The organism is Salipiger sp. D13 (assembly GCF_003703915.1).
GTDB lineage: Bacteria > Pseudomonadota > Alphaproteobacteria > Rhodobacterales > Rhodobacteraceae > Salipiger > Salipiger profundus.
In genome coordinates, this window is sequence record NZ_ML112600.1 from 41,776 (window position 1) to 65,123 (window position 23,348).

A 23,348-nucleotide genomic window follows, 5' to 3' on the forward strand; every position below is an offset into this window, starting at 1 on the left:
GATGAGAACTTGCCTCTTCGTCGGTCTGCTTGCTGCGCTGATCGCCTTTCTTGTCGATCAGGCAACGAAGGCAATCGTTGTGTCCAATGCGACTGTTCTTAGTTCCGGCGTATCGGTCTTTCCCGGCTTCAATCTCATCTACCTGCGCAATGACGGAGTGACCTTCGGGCTTCTCGGCGGCGCGCCGTGGTGGAGCCTTGTCTTACTGGCGCTTGGCATCTGCGTCTGGCTGGCGTTCATGCTGGTCCGTACCAGCAGCCGGGTCGAGGCCATTGCCTATGGTGCGATCATCGGCGGTGCACTCGGCAATATTCTGGACCGCCTGCGCTATCGTGCGGTGACGGATTTCCTCGATTTCTACATCGGGACGGCGCACTGGCCTGCCTTCAACATGGCCGATGTTTTTGTGGTTGGCGGCGTGATGCTGCTGCTCATTGCGCCGTGGGTTGGCGCTCGACTTCAGACCGATTCATGAAGCCGGGATTGCCGCAGTTCGTTAGTGAGGACCTGAACCTGTTCCAGCGCATGGGTCTTGCCCTTGCTGCCGGCGGATTGACGGTTTTGACTCTTCCGCCGTTTTCTTGGCTCATCGCGGTCCCTGTCGCCTTCTCCGTGCTCTTTATCGTTCTCCGGAACATCTCAACCTCGCGCGCTTTCCTTGTCGGTTGGGCTTTCGGACTGGGCCAATTCGGGATTGGAATTTCCTGGATCGCCGAGAGCTTTTACGTCGATGCCGAACGTTTCGGCGCACTGGCGATTCCGGCGGTCGCGGGTCTGTCCGCCGGACTTGCCATCTTCCCGGGCATGGCGGCGATGCTTTTTGCCGCCATCATGCAGCGCCGAGCTGTCGGCGGCATTGCGGCGGGCCTGCTGTTTGCAACCTGCTGGGTGGCCACGGAATGGCTGCGGGGTCATGTCCTGACAGGGTATCCCTGGAACCTTGCCGCTTATGCCCTTGTCGACTATGCCGCCCTGCGCCAACCCGCCGCCTGGGTCGGAAGCTACGGTTTGGGCTTTCTCACGGTCTTCATCGGCATATTGCCAGGTGTGTTGACTGTGGCGGCGCCAAAGAGACGCGCGCCTGTTCTCGTGCTCTTCGCCGTTGCTGTGGCGGGTTTCTGGGTTGGCGGTGCGCTTCGGTCAGGGCAGGACATGCCGCCGACAGACGTTGCTTTGCGCATCGTCCAAGGCAATGTGCCACAAGTCGAGAAGTGGGTACCGGGCAGCCGCCAGCGAACCTTGGAAAAATACCTGGGCTTGTCCGCGCAACCCGGACGTTTCGATTTGCTGCTTTGGCCGGAAACGGCCTTCCCCGGCTTTCTGGACGAAGATGCTGCGGCACGCGCGCGGATATCTGCAGCTTTGCCAGACGGCAGGATCCTACTGACAGGTGCGCCTGACCGAGTGGAGGGCGATGGGGGAACCAGATATTTCAACACGGTTCAGGCCTATGACGGCAGCGGCGAGGTTCTGACGGGGTATGCAAAACATCATCTTGTTCCGTTCGGGGAATATGTGCCCCTGAAAGGCTGGCTGCCCATCGAGCGGCTGACCGAAGGGTTGGGCGATTTCACGCCGGGACCAGGGCCGCGCACGCTGGCGATCCCTGGCGCGCCTCTGGTCGCGGTGGCGATCTGTTACGAGATCATCTTTCCGGGCCACGTGGTCGATGACCTTTTCCGCCCCGACTGGATATTCAACGCCACAAATGATGCCTGGTTCGGAACCAGCATCGGACCCGAGCAGCACCTCGCCTCCGCGCGGATGCGCGCGGTCGAGGAGGGACTTCCCGTGGTCCGGGCGGCCAACACTGGGATATCCGCGATCATCGACGCCAATGGAAATGTCGTCGCGCGTCTTGATACCGGGGAAACAGGCACCATTGATGCCGGCCTGCCGGGCGCGCGTACTCCAACGCCCTATGCGCGGTTCGGCGACTGGACCTTGTTGGTTCTTGTTTTTGGGTGCTGGGTCTTCGGCTGGCTGGCCAGTTTGCTCGGACGAGATCCCGATGCGCGGCATTTTGGAACGGAGGTATCCTGATGCTTGTGATCGTGAGCGCTATCGGAGGCGCGATCTGGGGTGGCTATCTGGCACGACGGAGGAGGGGGAATCACCTGGATATCCTCCAATATGCGGTAGCGTCTGCGATCGCCTTCGGACTTGTCGCCCTGTTTGCAACCATCGTGCTGTCGCGGGTTCTCGGCTAGCGAGCTTCGAAATTGCGCAAACGTGTCAGCGGCTTGAAGACCTGATAGCTCGAGGTCCCGATAGAGAATCGCGCGAATGTGCATCTAGGCGAGCTCATTTCTGATTGAGCCGTCGCTCGAACGCCTCCAATGTCGTCCCGCTGACGTGATGCTCGATCCCTTCCGCATCGCGTTCCGCGGTCTCTTCGTCGATTCCCAGGCTCAGAAGAAAGGCGACGACGACCCTGTGGCGGCGTCGACAGATCTCCGCGAGGTCCTGCCCGGCATCGGTGAGGAATATCGCGCGGTATGGCTCCCGCCGGACCAGACCAGCAGCCTTGAGCCGCGAGATGTTCTTGGTCACGGTCGGCGGCTTCACGCCAAGCCGCTCGGCGATCTCGACCGGTCTGGCCTCCCCGCGCGTCTCGATCAGTTCCGCGATCAGTTCGACGTAATCCTCCGCCATCTCGCTTTCATGTGCCTGACGCACGGTCGCAAAGCCATCGGCCTGCGCCTCGGGAGCCCGGTCGACCGCTTCGAATGGCTCACGCCCTTGTGATTGTAGCTTTGTCATACTCGGGACTTTGCAGCGAAACAGCGGGATTGACAACTTGTTTGCTTCGGGTAGATAAGTTAGCCATGTCTAACTTTTTACTTTGGAGGCCGTGGTGATGCGAAATATTATGAGAGTGCTGCTCGCCACACTCGCAAGTGCGCTCCTCCTGTCCGGACCTGTCGCCGCGACGCCGGCCAAGGAGGCGCCTTGGCTTCCCGAGGCAGCGGCCTACCGTCTGACGCTCTTTCTTGGAAATCTCGAGCCTCTGCCCTGGGACGACATCGAGACCGCCTGGACGGAACCCTACCGGGGTTCGGAATTCTCTGTCGGGGCGCTGGCGTGGCTGGACCGCAAAAGCGATATCGAGCTACCGAAACCGCCGGATCAATGACCGTGCGCCAGTGCTCCTTTCGCCATCTGCTCGCCCACCGGTTCTCCGCCTGAAGGCCCGGCCTCAACCTGATGGCCGTTCAGGAGCCGAAGTGCGTTGGCGACCACCAGCAGAGACACGCCTACATCCGCAGCAATGGCGCCCCACATTGAGGCCATACCGAACGCGGTCAGCCCGACGAACAGCGCCTTGGTCGCCAGCGATATGCCGATATTCTGGTGGATGATCGTCATGGCACGGCGCGAATGGCCGATAAGCCAGGGTACCTTGCCGATGTCGTCGGTCATCAGCGCGATGTCGGCCGTCTCGATCGCGGCATCCGATCCGACAGCGCCCATGGCGATGGCATAATGCGCCCGCGCCATGGCCGGTGCGTCATTCACACCGTCGCCGATCATCGCCACCATGTCGTGGCTTTCGACGAGTTCCTCAATGGCCGTCACCTTGTCTTCTGGCAAAAGTTCGGCGCGCACCTCGTCGATGCCGACTTCGGCTGCCACCGCGCGCGCGGTGCGTTCGTTGTCGCCCGTCAACATCACGATGGTCTTCACACCCTGCGCATGCAGACGCGCAACGATCCCCTTTGCATCTGGGCGGATGCGGTCGCGAAGCTCCAGTACGCCGGTCACGCCGGTCTCGTCACCCACGGCAACGAGGGTGCTCCCTGCCCCTTCGATCCGATCCCGCAGATCCGCCGGAATGGCATTGCCGAACCCCTTCTCTTCGGCGAAGCGATCCGAGCCGAGCCAGATAGCGCGCCCGTCGGCGCGTCCTTCCAGACCGCGCCCGGGCACGGTACGGGTGTCCTCTGCGGCAGACACGGAAACACCATCGGCTTCGGCGCGCGAGAGGATGGCGCGTGCCAGCGGGTGTGAAGACCGCGCCTCCAGGCTTGCTGCCAGCGCCATGAGATCGCGTGCGGAAACGCCGACCAGTGGGTGAACCGCCGCCACCTCAGGCTCGCCCATGGTGATCGTCCCGGTCTTGTCCATCGCCAGTGCCGTGGTCCGCCCCGGCGCCTCGACATAGGCGCCGCCCTTGATGAGCACCCCCGCCCGTGCCGACGCGGTCAGCGCTGCCACGATGGAGACCGGCGTAGAAATGACCAGCGCGCAAGGACATGCGATGACCAGAAGGACCAGAGCATTGTAGAACCAGTAGTCCCAGGCGCCGCCGAGCAGCAGTGGCGGCACCAGCGCGATGGCGATCGCCAAAGCCATCACGATGGGTGTGTAGATGCGCGCGAACTTGGCCACCCACTGTTCGACCGGCGCGCGGCGGGCATGGGCATCGCCCACCATGCGAATGATTTTCGCGAGCACCGTGTCCGAGGCGGCCTTCGTCGCCCGCACCGTCAGTGTGCCCTCGCCGTTGATCGTGCCGGCATAGACCTCGTCGCCTGGTTCCTTGGGCACTAGCGCGCTTTCCCCAGTAATTGGGGCCTGATCGACGGCCCCTGCCCCGTCCACGACCTCACCGTCGAGGGGGATCCGGTCGCCGCCGCGCACGATAAACCTTGCATTGACTGCCACGGCCGCGGCCGGAACGTCGGATTCAGATCCGTCGTCGTAAAGAACCCGCGCCGTTGGCGGCGCCAGATCGAGGAGCGCGGAAACCGCATTACGCGCCCGCCCCACGCTCCAGCTCTCAAGATAAAGCGAAAGCGAGAAGAAGAAGGCGACCGTCGCGGCCTCAAAAAACTCGCCGAGGCCGATGGCGCCCGCGACGGCCACCACCATGAGCAGGTTCATGTCGGGGCTAAGCCTCCGCGCCGAAGACCAGGCCTTGGGCGCGACAAGCCAGACGCCAAAAAGAATCGCGACGGCGAAGATCCCTGCTTCCACCATAGGCATAGGCACCTCGCCATGGCCCGCAAAGAGCCCGAGCGCGCCGCCCATGCCGGTCTCGACAATGTGAAAAAGGAATCCCGCCGCCCAGAAGCCGCCGCTCAACGAGGTAAAGCGCTTCTGACGTGCCAGATGCGCCGCCTGGTCCTCTGCTGCGTTGTCGGCATCCCATGGCTTGGCGCTCATGCCGGTCGTTGCGACCAACTGCGTGACTTCGTCGTCTGGTATCCTCTCGGCGCTATCGAGGATGGTCATTCGCCCGTTGATCACGTCGAATGCCAGGTGTTCGGTTCCGCCCACTTTCGGCCCGACAACCCGGTTCAGGATCGCCACCTCTTCGGCGCAATCGAGCCCGGAGACCTGAAAGCTCCTTCCGCCAGACGGCGCTGGCGCCGTGGACGCGACGTCCTTGCTGGCGTCGCAACAGGAGTTGCCTCTTGGGTCAGAATGCTCTTGATCACCCGGATGGCCGTGATCGTTGCGGTTGCCGTCGGAAGACATGGATTGACCTCAGGATTCATTGATTCCACATTGACATAGCCCCTACAGTAACTAGAGCTTCAAGGGCAACAAGTGGATATTCGTCCAGCAAGAAAGGCGCCCTGCGGAGGCTTGAAGCTAGCCGCCCCCTTGAAACGACGCGGTTGGAGCAACGCTTGCCGGTACGAAGCGATCAGAATGAGTGAGGTAGACATGCAGAAACGAAACGCGCCGATTATCGCAGCGACATTGGTGCTTGCTGGCTGCGCGGTGCCAACGCTGGACGACGGCGGCGCTCGCAACGAAGTGGGAAGTGTTCCCGAGGCCGTCATTGCCCTTGCTGCGCCTGGTCAGGATCTCACCACGGCGCGGCTTCGTCCCGAGGATGGCTGTTATTGGTATGAACACAGCGGTCCGGTGGAAAACACCTTGGTTCCGCTACGCTCGGCAGGTGGCAACCCCATCTGCACTTCGCGCCAGTCCTGATCAGCCCATAGATGCGTCAAGCCCACGCGTAACACATGATGCGCCAGTCAACTTCTCGGGGTGACGCTGTCTTCCGCCGAGTACAGGAATGCCGTCGAGCCAATCTCGACGTTGGGATAGAGATCATTGATGTGTGCCATGACCATTCGGACGCAGCCGGAACTCGCACGGCCGCCAATGCTTCTTGGATACGGTGTCCCGTGAATCCTTAGATAGGTGTCTCGGTCGCCGACGAAGAGATAGAGGGCTCGCGATCCGAGCGCGTTTTCAGGTCCGGGTTCCATACCGTCAGCGATATCGGCGTAAAGCTCTGGGTCGCGGTCGATCATGTTTTGTGTCGGCTGCCAATGCGGCCACCTGACCTTGCGCTTGATCGTATAGGTGCCCGGTTCGTAAAGTTTACCGCGCGCGATCGCCACGCCATAGCGCATCGCCGTGCCGCCTTCTTCGATGTGGTAGAGATAGCGCGCAACAGCATCGACATGGATATCACCGGGTACAAGTCCGTCCTTCGCGAGGACCCGCTGTGGCAGGAAGCGAGGGTGAAGGCCCCAAGGGTTGGACGTGGCCGGGTCGTAGCCGGGAGGTGTAACCTGTGCGTCCCAAGCTGCCTTCTGCGCATCGGTAGGCCACGTGTCTGCAAGGAGCGGGCTGGATATCGATGCCGAAAACAGCGCGGTGGTCGTCTGGATGAAATGTCGTCTTGTCAGCATATAGATTGCTCCGTTCACGCATTGGACGGCAAACCGAACCTTACCCCGAACGCAGTGTTGTTCGCCCGGGAAGGAGTGAGGCGTTATTGGCAACTTGCTCCATGGTGCCGTTCTTTGTCGGTGGCTTAACTCCTAAAGCTACTAGAGGTTCAAGAAAATTTTCTGTTATCAATAGACGCTGCTACTAATGGAGCTATCCGATCCGTCCCAGAACCGGAAATACGTCGAGCATCCAGTATGACAGCGCGCTCAACTGCCCTGTCATCATCGCCAGCCCCATCAAGATCATCACTATGCCCGCAAGCTGGTGGAGGCGGCGGCCAACCCGGCCGATGGCCCGCAACCGTCCCGCGATCTGGTCGGTGAATCCGGCCACGATCAGAAACGGTATTCCAAGGCCGGCGGAATAGACGGCAAGCAGCATGATACCTTCGCCCATCGTGGCACTCGCCGCACTGGCTGTCAGGATCGCGCCGAGGATCGGGCCGATGCACGGAGTCCAGCCGAAACCGAAGGCAAGACCGAGGACATAGGACGCAGCGGGTTGGCCCCCGGGGATGTTGAGATTGAATCGGAAGTCGCGTTCCATGACCGAAACACGCGCGGCTCCTATCATGAAGAGCCCGAAGAAAATGATGATGCCGCCCCCAACGAGGTTGAGTTCATACCGCCACCGAAGCAGGGCCTGACCCATTGCAGTCGCGGATGCGCCAAGTCCCATGAAGATGGTGGAGAAGCCGAGGACAAAACACAGGCTCAGCCAGACCGCGCGCGACGGCGAAGCGCCGACCACCCCGCCCTCAGCGGCTGTGCGCCCGGTTACGTAGGAGACATAACCTGGCACAAGAGGTAGCACGCAGGGGGACAGAAATGATATCGTGCCGGCTAGGAGGGCGGCGGTGAGGGCGCGCGCCAAGTGATGTCTTCGTCGACCCAGATCAGCAGGGACCCCCGCTTGCGCAGCGATGCGTTGTAGCTGGACCAGTTGGTCGTACGATAGCGGGCGGGAGATGGGTTGCTCATGGAATGCGGCTAACAGCATGGGTTCGCGAAGGGAATCCTGAGGCGTCAGACTTGTGCAACAACGCCCCGTATCATCGACCTAGTGGTGCCCACATGGCAGGCTATTTCAATGGATAGATTTTTCTCTATCAGTATGCCCGCGGCTCAGTTTGTTAGAAATGTCCTGCTGTTCAGCTTCGCTGCATTACTGCCGGTCCTGTTGTTCTACGTCTTACTGGCTCCGGGCTTTGCTCCGGCTCTTGCTGCCGGCGGACCGGCACTCATGCGCTTACTAAGGCAGGTTGCGACCAACGGTTTGCCCGTGGTTTTTGCCGTCAACTATGTCAGTTTTTTCCTTTTCGCTATGACAAAGCAACCAAAGGCGGGCTCAAGAGACACGGCGTTTTTCGTGCTGGTCGATGTCTTGCTCAGAGCCCTTCTCTTTCCAGGTCTCCACGTGCTGATATACGTTCTATCTGCCGACTGGTTCGGGTCATTCGGCGGCAATCGTTCAACCGCTTTGGCGGTTGTATCCCCGACTCTTGCGCGTTCGGCGTTTTTCGAGAACATCTCCGGCGTTTACCTCTATGCGACTATGATAAGCGCGTTGCCGCTCTACGTCTCGGCTTTCGGGCGGTCGGAATTTCTTGGACCGGTTGTACGTCGCTTGCCCATGAACACGGGCGTGATGCTGCTTGCCCTGGCTGCGTTTGCCTTGTCGGTCGGGCTGATCACGATCGGCGCACAAGGCATCGCATCTCTTCAGGCCAGGTGATGGCAGGCTAATCACCGTGGGCGTGGGCGGGGGCGGGGGCGACTTGCGGTGCCACCCATTGCGACAAGTAAACGCGCTCGAAGGCGAACACAGCGATCATCCCGACAGCGGCGTAGAGAACGATCATCGGGTCGCTTTGAAGCTTCATCACGGTGAAAGCTGCCAGTACTATCGCATCGAGCGCCAGGGCAGTCAAAAGCACGATACCGAAGGCGCCGACGTCTGCTCGACGATAGCGGAACACGCCCCAATGTATGATCATGTCCATGACGAGGTAAAAGAAAGCACCGAGGGATGCGATCCGGCCTAAATCAAAGAGCACGGCCAACGTCGCGGCGATGACGACAGTATAGACCAGGGTGTGGCGTTGGATGGGACCTGGCATACCGAAGTGGCTGTGCGGGATCATTTCCATGTCGGTCAGCATCGCCAGCATACGCGACACCGCGAAGACGCTGGCCAGAACGCCGGACGCCGTTGCGACAGCGGCCAGGATCACCGTGAGTATGAAGCCGGTTTGTCCAAGGGCGGGCTGCGCCGCTTGTGCCAGCGAATAGTCACGCGCTGAGATGATCTCCTCGATCGTGAGACTCGAACCGACCCCGTAGGCGACCAACAGGTAGACGACGACGCAGATTCCGATAGAGAACATGATCGCTCGGCCAACATTGCGATTTGGTTCAGTGATCTCGGCTCCGCTGTTGGTGATCGTGGTGAATCCCTTGAACGCAAGGATGGCCAGCGCCGTAGAGGCGATGAACCCCGTGAGCCCGTAGGATTGTGAGGTCTCGGACGCCGCGGCGAACGCAAAACCACTGGACCACAGGGCCGCGATGCCAAACAGAGCTATGCCTCCGATCTTGATCGCGGCCATGATCAACGAGAACAGCCCGACCGAGCGGTTTCCGGCCATGTTCACCAAAAAGGCGAAAACGATCACGGCCACAGCCAGAGCGGGGACCAATGGGCCACCTTCGATATCGAAAGGGCGCAGGACATAGGTGGCGAAGGTTCGCGCGACGAGGCTTTCCGCGATCACCATGCTGAGCGCCATCAGCAGTGCGGCCCCGCCCGCGATGGCTCCGGGGCCATAGCATTTCTGCAGGATCATGGCGATGCCACCCGAGGACGGCCATTTGTTCGACATCCTGATGTAGCTGTAGGCGCTGAAGCTTGTGACGACCGCGCCGGCGATGAATGCAAGCGGGAAAAGCGGGCCGGCGAGCTGCGCGATTTGCCCCGTCAACGCAAAGATTCCAGCGCCGATCATCACGCCTGTCCCCATCGCAACGGCTCCGCCCAGACTGATGGAATTTTCGCGGTACGTTTCTTTTTCGCTCTGCATAAATGGCCCCCTTTTAATTTTGGTTCATCCGAACGCTGTTGCGCGCTTCTAGATACGAACGCCGCGAAGGCGCAGCGAATTGAGCACCACCGAGATTGACGACGCGCTCATGGCGAAGGCAGCAAACATCGGACTGATGAGGATGCCAAAGAAGGGAAACAGAACTCCCGCCGCGACCGGCACGCCGGAGGCGTTGTAGATCAGCGCGAAGAACAGGTTCTGGCGGATGTTGCGCATCGTGGCCCGGGCGAGCCGCCGCGCACGCACGATACCATCAAGGTTGCCCTTGACCAGCGTGACGCCCGCGCTTTCGATGGCCACATCGGCGCCGGTGCCCATGGCGATGCCGACATCGGCCTGCGCGAGCGCGGGGGCGTCGTTGATCCCGTCGCCGACAAAGGCGATGCGCTTGTTCCCTTGGCGCAAACTGTCGAGCGCCGCAACCTTGCCGTCCGGCAGGACGCCGGCGATGACGTGGTCGATACCGGTTTCGCGGGCGATGGCTTCGGCGGTTTCGCGTTTGTCGCCGGTGATCATCGCAACCGCAAGACCCTTTTCGTGCAGCGCTGCGATGGCTGCGCGGCTTGCCGGTTTGACCGGATCGGCCACGCCGATCACGGCGGCGACACGCCCATCTATGGCAGCGTAAAGCGCCGTGCGACCCTTGCTTGCGATCTTCGTTTCCTCTGGAGCCAATGCCGAGACGTCAATGCCTTCGCGCGCCATGTAGCGGTCGGCCCCAACCAACACCTCCACGTCTTCGACCACGGCGCGCACGCCGTAACCTGTGACCGATTGAAAGCCTTCGGCCGCCACAAGAGGTGCGCCCTCGGCCCGCGCGGCCCGCACGATGGCGTCCGCGACAGGATGCTCGGAGAGCGACTCCACGGCAGCGATCTTCGAGAGCGTTGTTGGGCGATCGAACCCTTCCGCCAGCACAAGGTCAGTCAGTGCGGGTCGCCCCTCGGTCACCGTGCCTGTTTTGTCGAGGGCGACCACATCAACGGAATCAAGTTGCTGCAAGGCGTCACCTTTACGGAACAGGACACCCATTTCCGCAGCACGTCCCGTCCCGACCATGATCGAGGTCGGCGTCGCAAGCCCCATCGCGCAGGGGCACGCGATGATGAGCACCGACACACCGGCGACCAGCGCCATCGTCAGGGCCGGATCAGGCCCGAAAAACAGCCAGACCAGCACGGTCGCCGCCGCGATCGCCATCACGGCAGGCACGAACCACAAGGTGATCCGGTCGACCAATCCCTGGATCGGCAGTTTGGCGCCCTGGGCCTCTTCGACCATGCGAATAATCTGCGCCAGGGTCGTGTCGGCGCCGACCCGCGTGGCGAGGAACTGTAGGCTTCCGGCGCCGTTGACCGTCCCGCCGGTCACCGTATCTCCGGCACCTTTTTCAGCGGGGATCGGCTCGCCTGTCAGCATGCTTTCGTCGACGCGGCTGGTCCCCTCGATGACCTCGCCATCGACCGCGATGCGTTCACCAGGGCGCACGATGACGATGTCACCCTGAACCAGCGCATCGATCTCGATCTCGACGCTTTCTCCGTCCCGCATCACGCGTGCAGTCCGCGCCTGAAGCCCTAATAGCTTCTGGATGGCCGCGCCCGTTCTCCCCTTGGCGCGCGCTTCAAGAAACCGCCCCAGAAGGATCAGAACGACGATGACCGCTGCCGCCTCGAAATAGACGGTGCGCAGCGTGTCAGGCAGGACCGACGGTACGAATGTCGCAACCACGGAATAAAGGTAAGCCGCCCCGGTGCCGACCGCGACGAGGCTGTTCATGTCGGGGGCACCCCGGAACAAGGCCGGGAAACCCTTGGTGTAAAACGTCCGGCCCGGGCCGAAGAGAACGATTGTCGTCAGCACGAACTGAAGAAGCCAACTCGTCTGCTGGCCAATCGTGGTCTCGATCAGCATATGAACGGCCGGAATGACGTGGCCACCCATTTCGATCAGGAAGACCGGCAAGGCGAGGATGGCCGCAAAGGTGACCCGTTTGGCAAGCGCCTGAGCCTCTTCCTCCTTGCGCGCAACTCTGTCGTCACCGGCCTGGGCCGTTGCCACGGTTGCTGGATACCCTGCCGCGCCGCTTGATTCGATCAGATCGGATGTCGTGACAAGACCTTCGACGTAAATGACCGTCGCCGTCTCTGAGGCGAGGTTGACGTTCACCTCGACCACCCCGGGCACCGCGGCAAGCGCCTTATCGACCCGCCCGACGCAAGAGGCACAGGACATCGCTGCAATCGTGAGTTCGGCCCTGGCCTTCCGCGCGGGGTAGCCCAGCTCGCGAAGGGATTCGATGATGTCGGGAATGCGCTTGAGCGCGTCCACGCTCATGCGAGCAGTTTCCGAGGCAAGGTTCACCGACACATCCTCTACGCCGTCGATTGCATTCAATGCGCGATCGACCCTGCCAACGCAGGACGCGCATGACATGCCTTCGATCGGCAGGCTGATCTGTTTGGGTTCGGGCATATGTGTCACCTGTTTTTCCATTCGAAGTGGAATATGAGGCTTCCAGTTACTGGAGGGTCAATGGGAGGGCGCCAAATAAATTTCTTCACTTGACCTTCCAGCGGGGGGAAGCCCCATGTCACCGATAGAAATCAGATCAAGGAGTGGTTCCGATGAAGTTCAGCGTTCCGGACATGAGCTGTGGGCATTGCACCGCAGCAATCGAAAGCGCGGTGAAGAGCGCAGATCCGAATGCAGGCGTAGAATGTGACCTTTCTGCCCGACAGGTGCATGTCGACAGCGTGTTACCAGCCGATCAGGTCCAAGCGATCATTCGGGATGCGGGCTACAACGTGGAACCTGCGGCCGCTTGATGCAGTGCCTGGACCACCCAAGGGTGGTCCGGGCACAGAATTTCAGTCTTCGACTTTGCGGGCTTCCTCGACCAAGTCGGCAAGCTGCGCCTTTTCGACGAAGCCCGGGACCAGCGCATCCCCGATCACGAAAGACGGCGTGCCGTTAAAGCCCAGAGCTTGGGTCAGTTGCATGGAGGTCGCAATGTGCTCTTCGACCTCGGGGGCCTCCATGTCCTTGCGCAACTGCGCGATATCCAGGCCGATCTCCTCGGCCACGCGCAGCACGGAGGCCTCTTCCGCGCGGCCTTCCAGCCCCATCATTGCCCAGTGAAACTCTTCGTATTTGTCCTGCTTGCGCGCTGCCAAGGCCGCTTTCGCGGCAAACACCGATCCGTCTCCGAGAATGGGCCATTCACGATAGACGAGGCGAATGTTGGGATCGTCTTCGATCAAAGCCCGCACCTCGGGTTTGACCCGCCGACAATAGGGACAGTTGTAGTCGAAAAATTCCACAACAGTGACGTCCCCTTCCAGGTTGCCGAGAACCGGCGCATTCGGATCGTTCTCGATCAGATCGCGCTGGTCATTCAGAACTTGGGCCTGACTGAGCTCCTGCGCTTGCGCCTGCCTTTGTTCGAGGATCGCCACGGCCTCCATGACAATCTCCGGGTTCTCGCGGATTGCCTCGAGCACAAGTTCCTTGACCCGGGACTCTGACAGTTCGTCCGCGAGTGCCGGTATCGGAAGCAAGGCAGCTATCGCGACCGTCGTGAAGGCTTGTCTGAAACGCATTTTAGTTCTCTCCCCGTTGTTCGTCGGCTTCTGTCCGCGCGGCCTGGACTTCGCGGATGCGGTCTGGCCAGGTGGACCGGATGAAGGCCAGGATGTTGTGAATTTGCTGGTCGGTCAGCACGTCTGCGAAACCGGGCATGCCACTGTCGAATTCGACGCCCTGACGCGCCAGAAGCGCCGCACCCCCCAGTTTTGTGTAATCGAAGAGCAGGCTGTCAGGATGATGCCAGGTGTGACCCGTCTCATCATGTGGTGGTGCTGGCAGGCGCCCATCCGCGCCGGGCGTTCGCCATTCCGGCTGGCCTTCCAGACCCGCGCCATGACAAGACGCACAGTTTTCTGCGTAGAGCAACGCGCCTTCTTCGATGTCGTAGCTCTCCGCCCTGGACGCGCTGCCGACATCCGAGGATGCACTGGTCGAGAGCCAATACGTGAAGGCGGCTGCTGCGACAGTGATCGGAAGGGACCAAACGAGATATCTCATGTGACCCGTATCCAGGTTGTCATGCCAGATGCGGCGTGGCTGAGCATGTGGCAATGGAACAGCCACTTGCCGGGATTGTCTGCCGTAAAGGCGATCTCCCGGGACTCGTTGCCGGCCAACAGGATCGTGTCCCGCATCGGCCCGAACGCGCCGTCGGGGCGCAGCTCGCGGAAATGCATCCCGTGCAGGTGCATCGCATGTGGGAAAACGGTCTGGTTCTCGATCTTCAGGCGCACCGGCTCGTTCAGGGATAGATCGGCCAGTGGCGTGTAGGTCATTTCGGCGACATCATTCAGGGCCCAGAATTTGCCCGCTTGGGCAAGCTGACGGAATCCAAGACGTTCCCCGCCAAGCAATGCGGACTGCATTCGCCCCATTGCCCCGCCGGACATGACCAGTCGCAAATCACGCGCATCGGCAAGGTCCGGGGCGTGTGCCGCGGGGTTCGGCGGCAACGGCAGTGGCTTGCCTCTTGGTACTGAACTGGCTGTGCCGTTGACCAGAAAACTCACCAACGGGGTCAGTTGATCATCATCGCCGATGCGAAGCAATTGGGCGGTGCCGCCTTCGTCTTCGGTCACATCCACAATTAAGTCGACGCGCTGTGCCGGGCCGAGGATCAACTCGCCGTCAACCGACTGGGGTTGGCCGGTTGGCATTCCATCCACGGCCACCGTCCAGCCACTGAATCCAGAGAGCCTCAGCGGGAAAATTCGAGCGCTTGCTGCGTTGATGATCCGCAAGCGAATGCGCTCGTTGCGCTGCGCGGGCAAGGTCAGGTCATAGCGCCCGTTGGTCGTGATAAAGTTGCCGGTACGTCCACCGTGGCTCATCATCATGGGCTGTTCGAAATTGTCGAACAGCTGCCCGCTCTCAGGGTCGAGCAACCAGTCCTCCAGAACGATGACTTCCTCGCGGTCGATGTCCGGTCCATCGACCTCTTCGACGATCAAGGCACCGCGCAGACCACGCGCGACTTGCTCGTATGAGCGATTATGCGCGTGATACCAATAGGTGCCCGCGTCCGGTACGACGAAGTCGTAGTCAAAGGTTCCACCCGGCGCTACGGCCTCTTGGGTCAGCCCTGAAACGCCATCCATCGCGTTGTCGATCCGGATTCCGTGCCAGTGAACCGAACTGGGATCGGGTACCTCGTTGCGAAACCTGCGACGCACCCGATCGCCTTGTGTGACCCTGATTTCCGGGGCCGGAACGAGGCCGTCATAGCCCCAGATCTCTGTTTCCGGGTAGGTGTCCGGAAGAAGCTGTCGACGTGCAACCTTGGCAATCAGGTCCTCGAACGGGGTCGCGGCAAAAGCCGACTGCGGGATGGCCGCCGCGCAGGCCGCCAGTGTTGCATGGCGCAAGAAATCCCGACGTGTTTGTCTCATTTCGATCCTCGAGAAAGCGGGGGCGTGTTGCCCCCGCGTGGTGTTAGTTCGACGCGGGGTTCTCCGCCTCGACCGTGTCCTTGTTCAGCAGGAAAAGCGCCATCGCTTCGCGATCGGCAGGTGTCAGAAACCGAGTTCCCTCGCGAACCACTTCCGCCATGCTGCCGCCGAAAGCATCGCCCGAAGGGGTGATGCCGGTCTGGAGCGCATAAGCGAGGTTTGAAACCGTCCAGTCATTTTTGACCAGGTCTTTTGGCCGTATCGCGGGGGCCTTGCTGCCACCGGGAAGCTGGGCGTTGCCTGCAAAGGAAGCACCGATATCGCGGCCTCCCGCAAGATTGCGCGGCGTATGGCAGGCTCCGCAATGTGCCGCACCGCGCACCAATTCCCGTCCTCGATTCCATGCGTCGCTTCGCCCTTCAATCGGTTCGGTATCCGGATCGTAGAAGAACGCCGCTCGCCAGAGCTTCAGCCCCCATCGTTGGTCGAATGGGAAGCTGACATCATTTTCTGGTGCAGGCTCGTCCACGGGCGGCACGGTTTGAAACGCCGCCCAGAGGTCAGCGATATCCTGATCAGAAAAATCCGCATAGAAGGTGTACGGGAAAGACGGATAGTACGGCGTTCCATCGGGGCCGATGCCTTGCCGCACGGCTTTTGCGAACTGTTCTGCCGTCCATTCGCCCATGCCATGTTCCGGGTCTGTCGTCAGGTTGGGCGGGTAGAACGTTCCGAACGGGGTTTCGAGCGGCGCCCCTCCGGCAAGTGGTGCGCCGCCCGCTTCAAAATTGGTATGACAGGCAATGCACCCACTGGCGCGCGCCAGATATGCGCCCCGGTCGACATTGCCCTCTATTGCAATCGGAGTCACTGCACTGCCGACAGGCCATGCAATCACGACGCCGAGGCTGGCCGCGCCGAGCACGGCGGCCCCGCTGACGAGTGTCAAGAACCGGCGCATGGTCAGTCTTCTTCCGCCCGGAAGCGTTCATGGCATGCGGAACAGACCTGGGTCGTCATCGCGAATGCTGCGTCGGCGGGCATTTCGGCAATGGCGGCCGCATCCATCATGTCGCCTCGGCCCATCATCGTGCTCCCGCCCATCATGGTTGTATCGCCTCCCATCATTGACCCGCCGCCCATCATCGAGGCGCCATCCATGGAGGTATTGCCGCTCATGCCGCCCAATCCATTGTCGGCTGCGCGTTCCAGGCCCTCAGAGTATTCTTCCAGCTGACTTGCCAATGCCGCGAAGCGCTCCCAGTCGGTCCACACCTCGTCCTTGGCTTCCGAGGGCATGCCCCCTGTGCCCTCTGGGAACAGCTTTGTCATGCTCTCACCGGCGTGCTGCTGGAACAGGCGCGCGGCATCGCGCACTGTTTCTGCGTCATAGGCCGTTTCGCCCCGCATCATCGGGGCCACGGTCTTGACCGCCTTCCCCATTGCAAGCATGGCATCCATGCGCTCTTTCACGATGCCGGTGGCACCGCTATGCGCGAATGCCGTGACCGCAGTACCTGCAATCAACACTGCCGCTACGATAGTCGTCTTTTTCATGTCTTCGATCCTTCTTTGGGTCTGCTTTTCGAGCGATGTGAAATCAGACCCACCGTCGGGGCGGTGGAGGATCGCTGATCGGGCGCAATTCGGTTCGTTGGATCGCGCCGTCTTGCATGACGGCTTTCAGAAAAGAAGGCTCGTACGCCATGTTCGGCTGAAGCAATAACGCTGCCGGGACAGAACAATCGAGGCCTGGATGGCAGTGGCCAGAGGCCTCGGTCGATGGCCCTGCGTCTTCGTGACCATGGTATTCCTGCCCCAACGACGTTTCACCATGATATACCGGCGCCTCTGGCACCCCGAGTACTACAAGGAAAAGGCCGAAAACGGCCGACAGAATCCATCGGTTCGTCTTCGACCAACGCATCAGTTGATCCCGTTGGCCCGCTGCAATTCGCGGACATAGGCGGCCACCATCTTGACGTCTCCTTGGGTCAATCCCTCGATCTTAGGCATATTACCGAAATTCCAGTGATGTGCACGGACGCCGTTTTGAGCTGCCAGAACAAAAGCCATGTCCGAATGGTGGCTCGGTTCGTAGATCTTGTGCACGAGAGGCGGCGCAACACCGTTGCGACCGGCGGCATTTTCGCCGTGACACTCGGAACATTTTGCCTCGAATATGTTCTTCCCAAGCGCCGCCTGCTGCGAGAGTGCGTCAGGCAGCTGGACCTGGACGATCGGATCGCCTTCGGCAATCTCGCTTGTGTCAGGTGGCGTCATGGAGTGGCCAACCGCTAAATCTTCGGCTCCAACGAACTGCCAAACGGCAAAACCCCCGCCGATAACAAAAACGGCACCAATCAGCGCAGTTAATTTGTCCATGCCTGTATCTTCCGCCTTGCCCGTTGGGTCAGATGAGTTTGACTTGAGTGCCGACAGGCGCTCGCTCGTAGACTTCCTCGATCTGTTCGTTGAACAAACCGATGCAGCCGTTTGACGACCGGCGGCCGATCTTGCGCGTGTCCTGTGTCCCGTGAATACGGTAGTACTGCCACGACAGGTACAGTGCGCGAGTACCCAAGGGGTTGTCCGGATCACCCCCCTCGATACGTGCCGGCCATTCCGGATTGCGTTCCCGCATGGAGGGCGTCGGCGCCCAACTGGGGTTTTTGCGTTTTTCCACCACTTCAGTGTAACCGCGTTTGGTGAGTTCGTCGGTCAGCGGAACGGATGTCGGGTAAATCCGCATCTCGCCGTCCGCTGTCCAGTGCTGTAGCGCCATCGTCACGGTGTCTGAGATGATGATCCCTTTGCCGAGCGTGTCGAAATGGTCTTGCCAGTCATGAACTCGGAAAGAAGAAATGTTGCGGCGAATGGTTTCGGCTCGAACCACGCTTGGTGCAACCAAAGCGACAGCCGCATACCCCAACAGGCTTCATCGATTGATCTTGTTGTTTCGCGATGTCGTCATGACACACTCCTAGCCTACGGTTTGTACATGTCTTTTACGGGAGACCCGGCATCAGGCAACCTGACAAGGCCGCGAGAAGTGTATCCATTTGTATCCTTGACCTTACCCTGCTGGAGGGTCGCAAATGACGCCAGGAACGAGACAAAGAGGGTGTCATGGACGACGAAAATCCCAAGAATAAGCCGATTACAGACAAGCTCATGCATTACGGAATGATGGCGTGTTGCATTGTGATGCTGTTGCCCGTGATCGGTTTTTTTCTCGCTGGCGGAACGCTTGCGGGTATGTGGGGCAATGCATCGGCTTTCGCCCCGCTCCTGTTGTGCGTTGGAGCGCATCTTGTGATGCATAGATTCATGGGGAAATCGTGCCATTCCGACAAGGCAAACGATACTATCGAGGAAGCGCCCGAGCCCATAAGTTCCGTGATTCCTAGCGTCGCCCGCAACAGGCAGTGATGTGCGAGGGAAAGCAAAGGTATTCGTATTGCTGTTGATGGTTACATTACTTGGAGGTTGCGCGGGAAGCCTTGCAGACTGCCTAGATCTGAAGGCTATCGTGTCCACGAAGCAAGCGTCAGACCTTCTGCCGGATGGGTGTCGAACCCTTTCATCTTCTGCGACTGGCGTTGCGCGAATTGTCTGTGCGGACGGTCGTCAGGGTTTTGCCACAGGTGGACTTTGACGCAATTTCCGCCGTCCTGGCGAAATCTGCGGAAAATATGGGAAGGAAGCAGGTATCTTGATCGATTGCCTTTTGATCCTGCGACGGGTTTTGCTTATTCCCTTCGTGCTCCTGGCCGTTGTCTCTGGAAGTGTCGCGGCAGCAACCTCTGCTGAATACCAGAGCGCGCCACTCACCGCGCATCTCATTAGTGTACAGGACGGCGTTCCCGAGAACACACAGACTCTGTCAGCCGGGCTTCACCTTCAACTGAACGAAAACTGGAAGACCTATTGGCGGTCGGCGGGCGAGGTGGGAATACCGCCTTCGGTCGAATGGAGCGGTTCCGAAAACGTCGCAGATGTCGAATTCATGTGGCCCGCCCCGACGCGCTTCACCGCCTTCGGCATCGAAAATTTTGGTTATGCGGGTGAAGTCGTCTTTCCGCTGCGCATAACGCTCAAAGATCCCGGCGCACCTGTGACTCTTTCCGCGCAGGTCAAACTGCTGGTGTGCTCCAATGTCTGTGTCCCGGAAGAGTTTGACCTGTCACTTCGCCTCGGACGGGGCAACGTCATCGACAGCACTTCGGCTGGGCTGATCGGTACGTTTTCCGAGCGCGTCCCCGAAGGGGCCAAGACGAGCGGCGTCAGCGAGGCAAATGCCTTCATCGACGAAGACCTCACGGAGTTGATCGTCAGCCTTCGCGTCGATGAACCACTCCAGTCGCCGGATGTGTTTCCCGAACTGGGTATGGGTGTTGCGCTTGGCAAACCCGATATCCGTTTGGGAGAAGAGGATCGTTTGCTTTGGGCGCGCTTGCCGATCCTCTCGTCGAATACGGATGTGACAGTGGCTCCGTCGATTACCGTCACCGACGGCGAGAACCGGGCCTTCACGATCATCGCGGATCGCGTGGCGCAAGGAATAGCACCACCCTTTGAACTGGCCGCCACGACACCGGACATGATGGAACTGATCTGGATTGCCGCGATCGCGCTGCTGGGCGGATTGATCCTGAATGTGATGCCCTGCGTGCTGCCGGTGCTGTCCATCAAGGTGTCGTCTGTGCTCAAACACACCGATCACGACACAACCCGTGTCCGGTTCGGTTTCGTCGCTGCCAGCGCCGGCATCATGACGTTCATGTGGGGTCTGGCGCTCGTCCTCTGGGCGCTCCAGACGGCAGGCCTCAGCGTCGGGTGGGGTTTGCAGTTTCAAAGCCCGCTGTTTCTTGCGGCGATGATCGCTGTCCTGCTCGTCTTTTCGGCAAATCTGTTCGGAGCGTTCGAGTTCGCCCTTCCACACGGCATGCAGACGCGGCTTGCAGGGGCCGGAGGACGCAACGGGTATTCCGCCGACTTTTTCACTGGCATGTTCGGTGCCGTCATGGCGACGCCTTGTTCGGCACCGTTCCTCGGCACCGCGGTGGCCTTTGCTTTGGCCGGGCGTGGCGTGGACATCCTCATCGTCTTTACGAGCCTCGGGCTCGGCCTCGCCCTGCCCTATCTCGTCATCGCCGCGTTCCCGCGTCTGGTCGCATTCATGCCCAAGCCTGGTCGATGGATGCTGATCATCAAAAGCGTCATGGGGGTTTTGTTGCTTGCAACCGCCGTGTGGCTGTTCTGGGTGCTCGACGGTGTCGCCGGGCTTGCGTCTGTCATCGCGGTCGCGGCGTTGTCCGGTCTCGCCGTTCTGATACTATCTCTCCCGAATGTGCAGTCCCAATTCAGGTGGTCTATTGCCATAGCCAGCCTTGTCCTGGCCATTGCCGCAGGTCCTCTCTTGCAGCAATCAGCACCTGCGCGTTCGACGCCGCAGTTGGCAATGGCTTGGATCGCATTTGATCGTTCGGAAATAGCGAAACGCGTGTCCGCAGGAGAGGTCGTTTTTGTCGATGTGACCGCTGACTGGTGTCTGACTTGCAAAGCGAACAAGACACTTATCATCGATCGGGAGCCAGTCCGGAGCGCGCTTGAAGCGCCTGGAGTCACGGCGATGCAGGCAGATTGGACACGCCCGGACACGCGCATTTCCCGCTACCTTGAGAGTTTCGGCAGATACGGCATCCCCTTCAATGCCGTCTACGGACCATCGGCACCGAACGGCATTGTGCTGTCCGAATTGCTAAAAACCGAGGACGTGATGAACGCCTTGGCGCAAGCCAGTGGTCGGGATGTTTCCGCAAAGGTTGCCGGACAGGAGTGACCTGCTCGACCGGGACACCGAGCAGTAGTCAGCCGCCGAGCCGCTCAAGCGCGGCACGGACCGCCGCACGCCGAGGATCACTGGCGGGCTGCTGCTCCAACAGCGCTTCAGCCTTGCGGTAGGCCTCAACGGCGCGATCGGGCTCCTGAAGGACGGTATAGGCATTTGCCAGCCGCATCCAACCATCCAGATCGTCCGGTTCATCCTCAAGACGCTCGGCCAGCCGCGAGACCATCGATCGGATGAACTCCGCGCGATCCGCGTCATTCATCTCCGACGCCGCCGCGACATCTGCGGCACTCGGGCCTGGTTGCGACGTCGGCCCGCTGGGTAGATTGACGACCGGAAGGTCAGCTGCCGCTGCAATCCGGTTGATCTGCGCTGCATAGGTCTCCATCCAGGGAACGTAAGCCTCTTCCTGATTCAGTCGTGAAACAAGCAGATCGTAGGCCTTACGCGTCTCTTCTTGCTGAAAGTAATACAGAGACTCGAAGTAGGTTGCCGCAGGATTGGATGGGTCAAGGTCCAAAGCGCGATCAATGGCCAATTTCGCCCGTGGAATAACAACGCCGTCATTGGCAACCGCGACAGCCTCTGCCAGCATGGAGAATGTCGCGGAGGTGGCATCCTCCCGTTCGGCAACGACTTCGAAGGCTTCGACGGCATCGGCTGCTCTGCCCATGCGCTGATAGGTCTGGCCCAACAGCATCCACCCTTCGCTAGGGCCGCCGGTCGGATCGGATACAAGCCTTTCGCGAAGTTGTATTGCCAGCGCCGTCACTTCATCAGTCTGTGCCCGCTCCTCTGCACGGGCAGCGAAGGCCATTGAAGGAACCTCCGGCGATCCCATCGTCAGATAGTAGCCCGCGGCAATAACCGGCGCGAGGACCGCCGCGACAACGAGAGTGACTCTGCCACCATTACGGGATGATCCGGCTTTTTCTTCCGAATTGCGGGTCGTCGCGAGGATCCGTTTCTTGATCTCGAGTCTGGCCGCTTGAGCTTCCTGTTCAGAAATCAAACCGCGGTCCATGTCTCGTTGGATTTCCCGCATCTGATCGGCGAGGATCGCCGGTACCGCATCCCCTCTGGTGAGAGTGTTCGATTTGGACAGCAGCAGCGGGTAGAGGACAATTCCGATTGCGACCAGCGTCAAAAGAACGAAAATACCCCAGATCATGACGCATCCCCCGCTTCGTTTTGCCTGAGAATTTCGGACACGGTGTTCTCATCCTCCGAGCCCAAGTCTTCAAATGCCTCTTGCTTTCGCCGACTCATCAGTAGCCCGCCACCAACGAAAACCCCGATCAGAACGAAAGCGATCGGAGCGAACCAAAGCGCGTAGGTCGCAGGCTCCAGAGGCGGTTTCAGCAGCACGTAATCCCCGTACCGCGCCCGTATGTATTCGATCACCTCCGCGTCGCTGTCTCCAACGACCAGGCGCTCGCGTACGAGCAGACGCAAGTCCCGCGCCACACCCGCGTTCGAACTGTCGATGTCCTGGTTCTGACAGACGACGCATCGTAGATCCTTGGAAATCTCCCGCGCACGCTGTTCCAATACCGGGTCGGTCAGCATTTCGTCCGGTTCCACCGCATTGGCGGCAAAGGGAAGGAGCCCGATGCAAAACGCGAAAATCAACTGTCTCATGAACCTGCTCCATTTGGCAGTGCGCCTGCCTGCTTCAGGGCTTGCGTGAACCGTTCGACGGCGTCCGGACCCACGACCGGCCCGACATAGCGAAACAAAACGGTGCCATCGCTATCGACGATGAAGGTTTCCGGCACGCCCGACAGGCCCCATTCGATCCCGGTCCGGCCCGACAGGTCGGACCCGATCCGCTCGTAGGGATTGCCGAGGTCATTGAGCCACTTCACGGCATCCTCAGGTTTGTCTTTGTAGTTTATTCCGAACAACCGCATGCCGTCTCGTTCGACAAATCTTGTCAACACGGCATGTTCCGCGCGGCAGGGCACGCACCAGGACGCAAAGACATTGACCACGACCGGTCGTTCGTTGCCGACAAGATCGCTTCGGGCCAGGCCGGGTGTCTCCAACCCCGGCACGGGATCGAGGTCGAACGCCGGGGCCGGTTGCGAGATCAGGACGGAAGGGATCTCGTTGGGATCCCGGTCGGGATTGAGCCCCCAGAGAAAAAACCCACCGAATATGACCGCCGCAATAAACGGCAGCCCGGCAATGAGACGTTTCATCTTCTCTC

Annotated in this window: 25 protein-coding genes and 1 pseudogene; 9 read left to right on the forward strand and 17 right to left on the reverse strand. The window is 60.4% G+C overall.

Annotated elements, in window-relative coordinates; all coding sequences use genetic code 11:
* Nucleotide 1 precedes the first annotated feature (1 nt).
* The 3 genes from lspA to D6860_RS14595 are packed head-to-tail and all read left to right on the forward strand — an operon-like array spanning nucleotide 2 to nucleotide 2,210.
* Entirely contained in the window at nucleotides 2-475 is a 474-nt protein-coding gene (gene lspA / locus D6860_RS14585) for a signal peptidase II (RefSeq protein ID WP_007803461.1), read from the forward strand.
* Nucleotides 472-2,043 (forward strand): apolipoprotein N-acyltransferase, encoded by a 1,572-nt coding sequence (gene lnt / locus D6860_RS14590; RefSeq protein ID WP_076625734.1) that lies wholly within the window; start codon nucleotides 472-474, stop codon nucleotides 2,041-2,043. Before lspA ends, lnt begins: the two co-directional genes overlap by 4 nt.
* Nucleotides 2,043-2,210 carry a hypothetical protein gene (locus D6860_RS14595; RefSeq protein ID WP_007803456.1) on the forward strand — a complete coding sequence of 56 codons (168 nt, stop codon included), beginning with the start codon at nucleotides 2,043-2,045 and terminating at the stop codon, nucleotides 2,208-2,210. Before lnt ends, D6860_RS14595 begins: the two co-directional genes overlap by 1 nt.
* Nucleotides 2,211-2,304: 94 nt before the next feature.
* Here D6860_RS14595 and mntR read toward each other — a convergent pair whose 3' ends face one another.
* Nucleotides 2,305-2,763, reverse strand: a complete 459-nt coding sequence (mntR, locus tag D6860_RS14600; RefSeq protein WP_008327326.1) for a manganese-binding transcriptional regulator MntR — start codon at nucleotides 2,761-2,763, stop codon at nucleotides 2,305-2,307.
* Between the two features lie 97 nt (nucleotides 2,764-2,860).
* Between mntR and D6860_RS14605 the strand changes: the two genes are divergently transcribed.
* A complete protein-coding gene (locus D6860_RS14605; RefSeq protein WP_012187175.1) occupies nucleotides 2,861-3,136 on the forward strand; it encodes a hypothetical protein in 276 nt (91 codons plus the stop codon).
* Here the strand turns inward: D6860_RS14605 and D6860_RS14610 are convergent.
* Nucleotides 3,130-5,316: a heavy metal translocating P-type ATPase gene (locus D6860_RS14610; protein WP_007803450.1), complete on the reverse strand. Its 2,187-nt coding sequence runs from the start codon at nucleotides 5,314-5,316 to the stop codon at nucleotides 3,130-3,132. The genes D6860_RS14605 and D6860_RS14610 overlap by 7 nt on opposite strands.
* A 345-nt stretch (nucleotides 5,317-5,661) precedes the next feature.
* Here D6860_RS14610 and D6860_RS14620 point away from each other — a divergent pair, with 345 nt between their 5' ends.
* A complete protein-coding gene (locus D6860_RS14620) occupies nucleotides 5,662-5,949 on the forward strand; it encodes a hypothetical protein (RefSeq protein WP_369817429.1) in 288 nt (95 codons plus the stop codon).
* Between the two features lie 47 nt (nucleotides 5,950-5,996).
* Here the strand turns inward: D6860_RS14620 and D6860_RS14625 are convergent, their stop codons facing one another.
* From D6860_RS14625 to D6860_RS14635, 3 genes and pseudogenes are all read right to left on the reverse strand, one after another.
* Nucleotides 5,997-6,662, reverse strand: coding sequence for a L,D-transpeptidase (locus D6860_RS14625; protein WP_007803448.1), 666 nt, complete (start codon nucleotides 6,660-6,662; stop codon nucleotides 5,997-5,999).
* Nucleotides 6,663-6,855: 193 nt separating this feature from the next.
* Nucleotides 6,856-7,578 carry a cytochrome c biogenesis CcdA family protein gene (locus tag D6860_RS14630; protein ID WP_007803446.1) on the reverse strand — a complete coding sequence of 241 codons (723 nt, stop codon included), beginning with the start codon at nucleotides 7,576-7,578 and terminating at the stop codon, nucleotides 6,856-6,858.
* A pseudogene (locus tag D6860_RS14635) lies at nucleotides 7,566-7,685 on the reverse strand (IS5/IS1182 family transposase); the annotation flags it as partial. The gene D6860_RS14630 and the pseudogene D6860_RS14635, both read right to left, overlap by 13 nt.
* Before the next feature lie 109 nt (nucleotides 7,686-7,794).
* Here D6860_RS14635 and D6860_RS14640 point away from each other — a divergent pair.
* Nucleotides 7,795-8,439: a hypothetical protein gene (locus D6860_RS14640; RefSeq protein ID WP_007803445.1), complete on the forward strand. Its 645-nt coding sequence runs from the start codon at nucleotides 7,795-7,797 to the stop codon at nucleotides 8,437-8,439.
* A gap of 7 nt (nucleotides 8,440-8,446) precedes the next feature.
* On the opposite strand, the gene D6860_RS14645 is transcribed toward D6860_RS14640, so the two are convergent.
* Nucleotides 8,447-9,784 carry an APC family permease gene (locus D6860_RS14645; protein ID WP_007803442.1) on the reverse strand — a complete coding sequence of 446 codons (1,338 nt, stop codon included), beginning with the start codon at nucleotides 9,782-9,784 and terminating at the stop codon, nucleotides 8,447-8,449.
* A gap of 48 nt (nucleotides 9,785-9,832) precedes the next feature.
* The gene (locus D6860_RS14650; protein ID WP_128549243.1) at nucleotides 9,833-12,280 is read right to left on the reverse strand and encodes a heavy metal translocating P-type ATPase; all 2,448 of its coding nucleotides are present in this window, start codon (nucleotides 12,278-12,280) and stop codon (nucleotides 9,833-9,835) included.
* A 152-nt stretch (nucleotides 12,281-12,432) separates the two neighbouring features.
* On the opposite strand from D6860_RS14650, the gene D6860_RS14655 reads away from it, so the two are divergent.
* Nucleotides 12,433-12,633, forward strand: a complete 201-nt coding sequence (locus tag D6860_RS14655; RefSeq protein ID WP_007803412.1) for a heavy-metal-associated domain-containing protein — start codon at nucleotides 12,433-12,435, stop codon at nucleotides 12,631-12,633.
* Nucleotides 12,634-12,675: 42 nt separating this feature from the next.
* On the opposite strand, the gene D6860_RS14660 is transcribed toward D6860_RS14655, so the two are convergent.
* The 7 genes from D6860_RS14660 to D6860_RS14690 all read right to left on the reverse strand — a co-directional run bounded on the left by D6860_RS14660 (nucleotide 12,676) and on the right by D6860_RS14690 (nucleotide 18,217).
* The gene (locus D6860_RS14660; RefSeq protein ID WP_009807488.1) at nucleotides 12,676-13,407 is read right to left on the reverse strand and encodes a DsbA family protein; all 732 of its coding nucleotides are present in this window, start codon (nucleotides 13,405-13,407) and stop codon (nucleotides 12,676-12,678) included.
* Nucleotide 13,408: 1 nt separating this feature from the next.
* On the reverse strand, nucleotides 13,409-13,891 hold the full coding sequence (locus D6860_RS14665; protein ID WP_007803408.1) for a c-type cytochrome: 483 nt from the start codon (nucleotides 13,889-13,891) through the stop codon (nucleotides 13,409-13,411).
* Nucleotides 13,888-15,282: a multicopper oxidase family protein gene (locus D6860_RS14670; protein WP_007803406.1), complete on the reverse strand. Its 1,395-nt coding sequence runs from the start codon at nucleotides 15,280-15,282 to the stop codon at nucleotides 13,888-13,890. Before D6860_RS14670 ends, D6860_RS14665 begins: the two co-directional genes overlap by 4 nt.
* 43 nt (nucleotides 15,283-15,325) lie before the next feature.
* Complete coding sequence (locus D6860_RS14675) at nucleotides 15,326-16,243, reverse strand: c-type cytochrome (protein WP_007803405.1); 918 nt, start codon at nucleotides 16,241-16,243, stop codon at nucleotides 15,326-15,328.
* 2 nt (nucleotides 16,244-16,245) lie between these two features.
* The gene (locus tag D6860_RS14680; protein ID WP_007803403.1) at nucleotides 16,246-16,839 is read right to left on the reverse strand and encodes a c-type cytochrome; all 594 of its coding nucleotides are present in this window, start codon (nucleotides 16,837-16,839) and stop codon (nucleotides 16,246-16,248) included.
* A 369-nt stretch (nucleotides 16,840-17,208) separates the two neighbouring features.
* Entirely contained in the window at nucleotides 17,209-17,667 is a 459-nt protein-coding gene (locus D6860_RS14685) for a c-type cytochrome (protein WP_007803401.1), read from the reverse strand.
* A gap of 28 nt (nucleotides 17,668-17,695) precedes the next feature.
* Complete coding sequence (locus D6860_RS14690; RefSeq protein WP_229673415.1) at nucleotides 17,696-18,217, reverse strand: L,D-transpeptidase; 522 nt, start codon at nucleotides 18,215-18,217, stop codon at nucleotides 17,696-17,698.
* Between the two features lie 194 nt (nucleotides 18,218-18,411).
* On the opposite strand from D6860_RS14690, the gene D6860_RS14695 reads away from it, so the two are divergent.
* Together D6860_RS14695 and D6860_RS14700 are read left to right on the forward strand one after the other, a co-directional pair.
* Entirely contained in the window at nucleotides 18,412-18,714 is a 303-nt protein-coding gene (locus D6860_RS14695) for a DUF2933 domain-containing protein (protein WP_007803398.1), read from the forward strand.
* A 283-nt stretch (nucleotides 18,715-18,997) separates the two neighbouring features.
* A complete protein-coding gene (locus D6860_RS14700) occupies nucleotides 18,998-21,127 on the forward strand; it encodes a protein-disulfide reductase DsbD family protein (RefSeq protein WP_009807485.1) in 2,130 nt (709 codons plus the stop codon).
* Nucleotides 21,128-21,155: 28 nt separating this feature from the next.
* On the opposite strand, the gene ccmI is transcribed toward D6860_RS14700, so the two are convergent.
* Genes ccmI through D6860_RS14715 form a run of 3 tightly spaced genes read right to left on the reverse strand, consistent with a single transcriptional unit; the run spans nucleotide 21,156 to nucleotide 23,340 of the window.
* Nucleotides 21,156-22,307, reverse strand: coding sequence for a c-type cytochrome biogenesis protein CcmI (gene ccmI, locus D6860_RS14705; protein WP_008327282.1), 1,152 nt, complete (start codon nucleotides 22,305-22,307; stop codon nucleotides 21,156-21,158).
* A complete protein-coding gene (locus D6860_RS14710) occupies nucleotides 22,304-22,777 on the reverse strand; it encodes a cytochrome c-type biogenesis protein (RefSeq protein WP_009807484.1) in 474 nt (157 codons plus the stop codon). The genes ccmI and D6860_RS14710 overlap by 4 nt, the downstream gene beginning before the upstream one ends.
* Entirely contained in the window at nucleotides 22,774-23,340 is a 567-nt protein-coding gene (locus D6860_RS14715; protein WP_009807483.1) for a DsbE family thiol:disulfide interchange protein, read from the reverse strand. The genes D6860_RS14710 and D6860_RS14715 overlap by 4 nt, the downstream gene beginning before the upstream one ends.
* Between the last annotated feature and the right edge of the window lie 8 nt (nucleotides 23,341-23,348).

Bases quoted from the DNA above. Each gene is read 5' to 3' on its own strand.
- D6860_RS14605 (WP_012187175.1), top strand. From the start codon at position 2,861: ATGCGAAATATTATGAGAGTGCTGCTCGCCACACTCGCAAGTGCGCTC.
- D6860_RS14625 (WP_007803448.1), bottom strand. From the start codon at position 6,662: ATGCTGACAAGACGACATTTCATCCAGACGACCACCGCGCTGTTTTCG.
- lnt (WP_076625734.1), top strand. From the start codon at position 472: ATGAAGCCGGGATTGCCGCAGTTCGTTAGTGAGGACCTGAACCTGTTC.
- D6860_RS14695 (WP_007803398.1), top strand. From the start codon at position 18,412: ATGGACGACGAAAATCCCAAGAATAAGCCGATTACAGACAAGCTCATG.
- D6860_RS14680 (WP_007803403.1), bottom strand. From the start codon at position 16,839: ATGAAAAAGACGACTATCGTAGCGGCAGTGTTGATTGCAGGTACTGCG.
- D6860_RS14665 (WP_007803408.1), bottom strand. From the start codon at position 13,891: ATGAGATATCTCGTTTGGTCCCTTCCGATCACTGTCGCAGCAGCCGCC.
- D6860_RS14675 (WP_007803405.1), bottom strand. From the start codon at position 16,243: ATGCGCCGGTTCTTGACACTCGTCAGCGGGGCCGCCGTGCTCGGCGCG.
- D6860_RS14715 (WP_009807483.1), bottom strand. From the start codon at position 23,340: ATGAAACGTCTCATTGCCGGGCTGCCGTTTATTGCGGCGGTCATATTC.
- D6860_RS14670 (WP_007803406.1), bottom strand. From the start codon at position 15,282: ATGAGACAAACACGTCGGGATTTCTTGCGCCATGCAACACTGGCGGCC.
- D6860_RS14655 (WP_007803412.1), top strand. From the start codon at position 12,433: ATGAAGTTCAGCGTTCCGGACATGAGCTGTGGGCATTGCACCGCAGCA.
- mntR (WP_008327326.1), bottom strand. From the start codon at position 2,763: ATGACAAAGCTACAATCACAAGGGCGTGAGCCATTCGAAGCGGTCGAC.
- D6860_RS14650 (WP_128549243.1), bottom strand. From the start codon at position 12,280: ATGCCCGAACCCAAACAGATCAGCCTGCCGATCGAAGGCATGTCATGC.
- D6860_RS14595 (WP_007803456.1), top strand. From the start codon at position 2,043: ATGCTTGTGATCGTGAGCGCTATCGGAGGCGCGATCTGGGGTGGCTAT.
- D6860_RS14710 (WP_009807484.1), bottom strand. From the start codon at position 22,777: ATGAGACAGTTGATTTTCGCGTTTTGCATCGGGCTCCTTCCCTTTGCC.
- D6860_RS14620 (WP_369817429.1), top strand. From the start codon at position 5,662: ATGAGTGAGGTAGACATGCAGAAACGAAACGCGCCGATTATCGCAGCG.
- D6860_RS14640 (WP_007803445.1), top strand. From the start codon at position 7,795: ATGGATAGATTTTTCTCTATCAGTATGCCCGCGGCTCAGTTTGTTAGA.
- lspA (WP_007803461.1), top strand. From the start codon at position 2: ATGAGAACTTGCCTCTTCGTCGGTCTGCTTGCTGCGCTGATCGCCTTT.
- D6860_RS14645 (WP_007803442.1), bottom strand. From the start codon at position 9,784: ATGCAGAGCGAAAAAGAAACGTACCGCGAAAATTCCATCAGTCTGGGC.
- D6860_RS14685 (WP_007803401.1), bottom strand. From the start codon at position 17,667: ATGGACAAATTAACTGCGCTGATTGGTGCCGTTTTTGTTATCGGCGGG.
- ccmI (WP_008327282.1), bottom strand. From the start codon at position 22,307: ATGATCTGGGGTATTTTCGTTCTTTTGACGCTGGTCGCAATCGGAATT.
- D6860_RS14660 (WP_009807488.1), bottom strand. From the start codon at position 13,407: ATGCGTTTCAGACAAGCCTTCACGACGGTCGCGATAGCTGCCTTGCTT.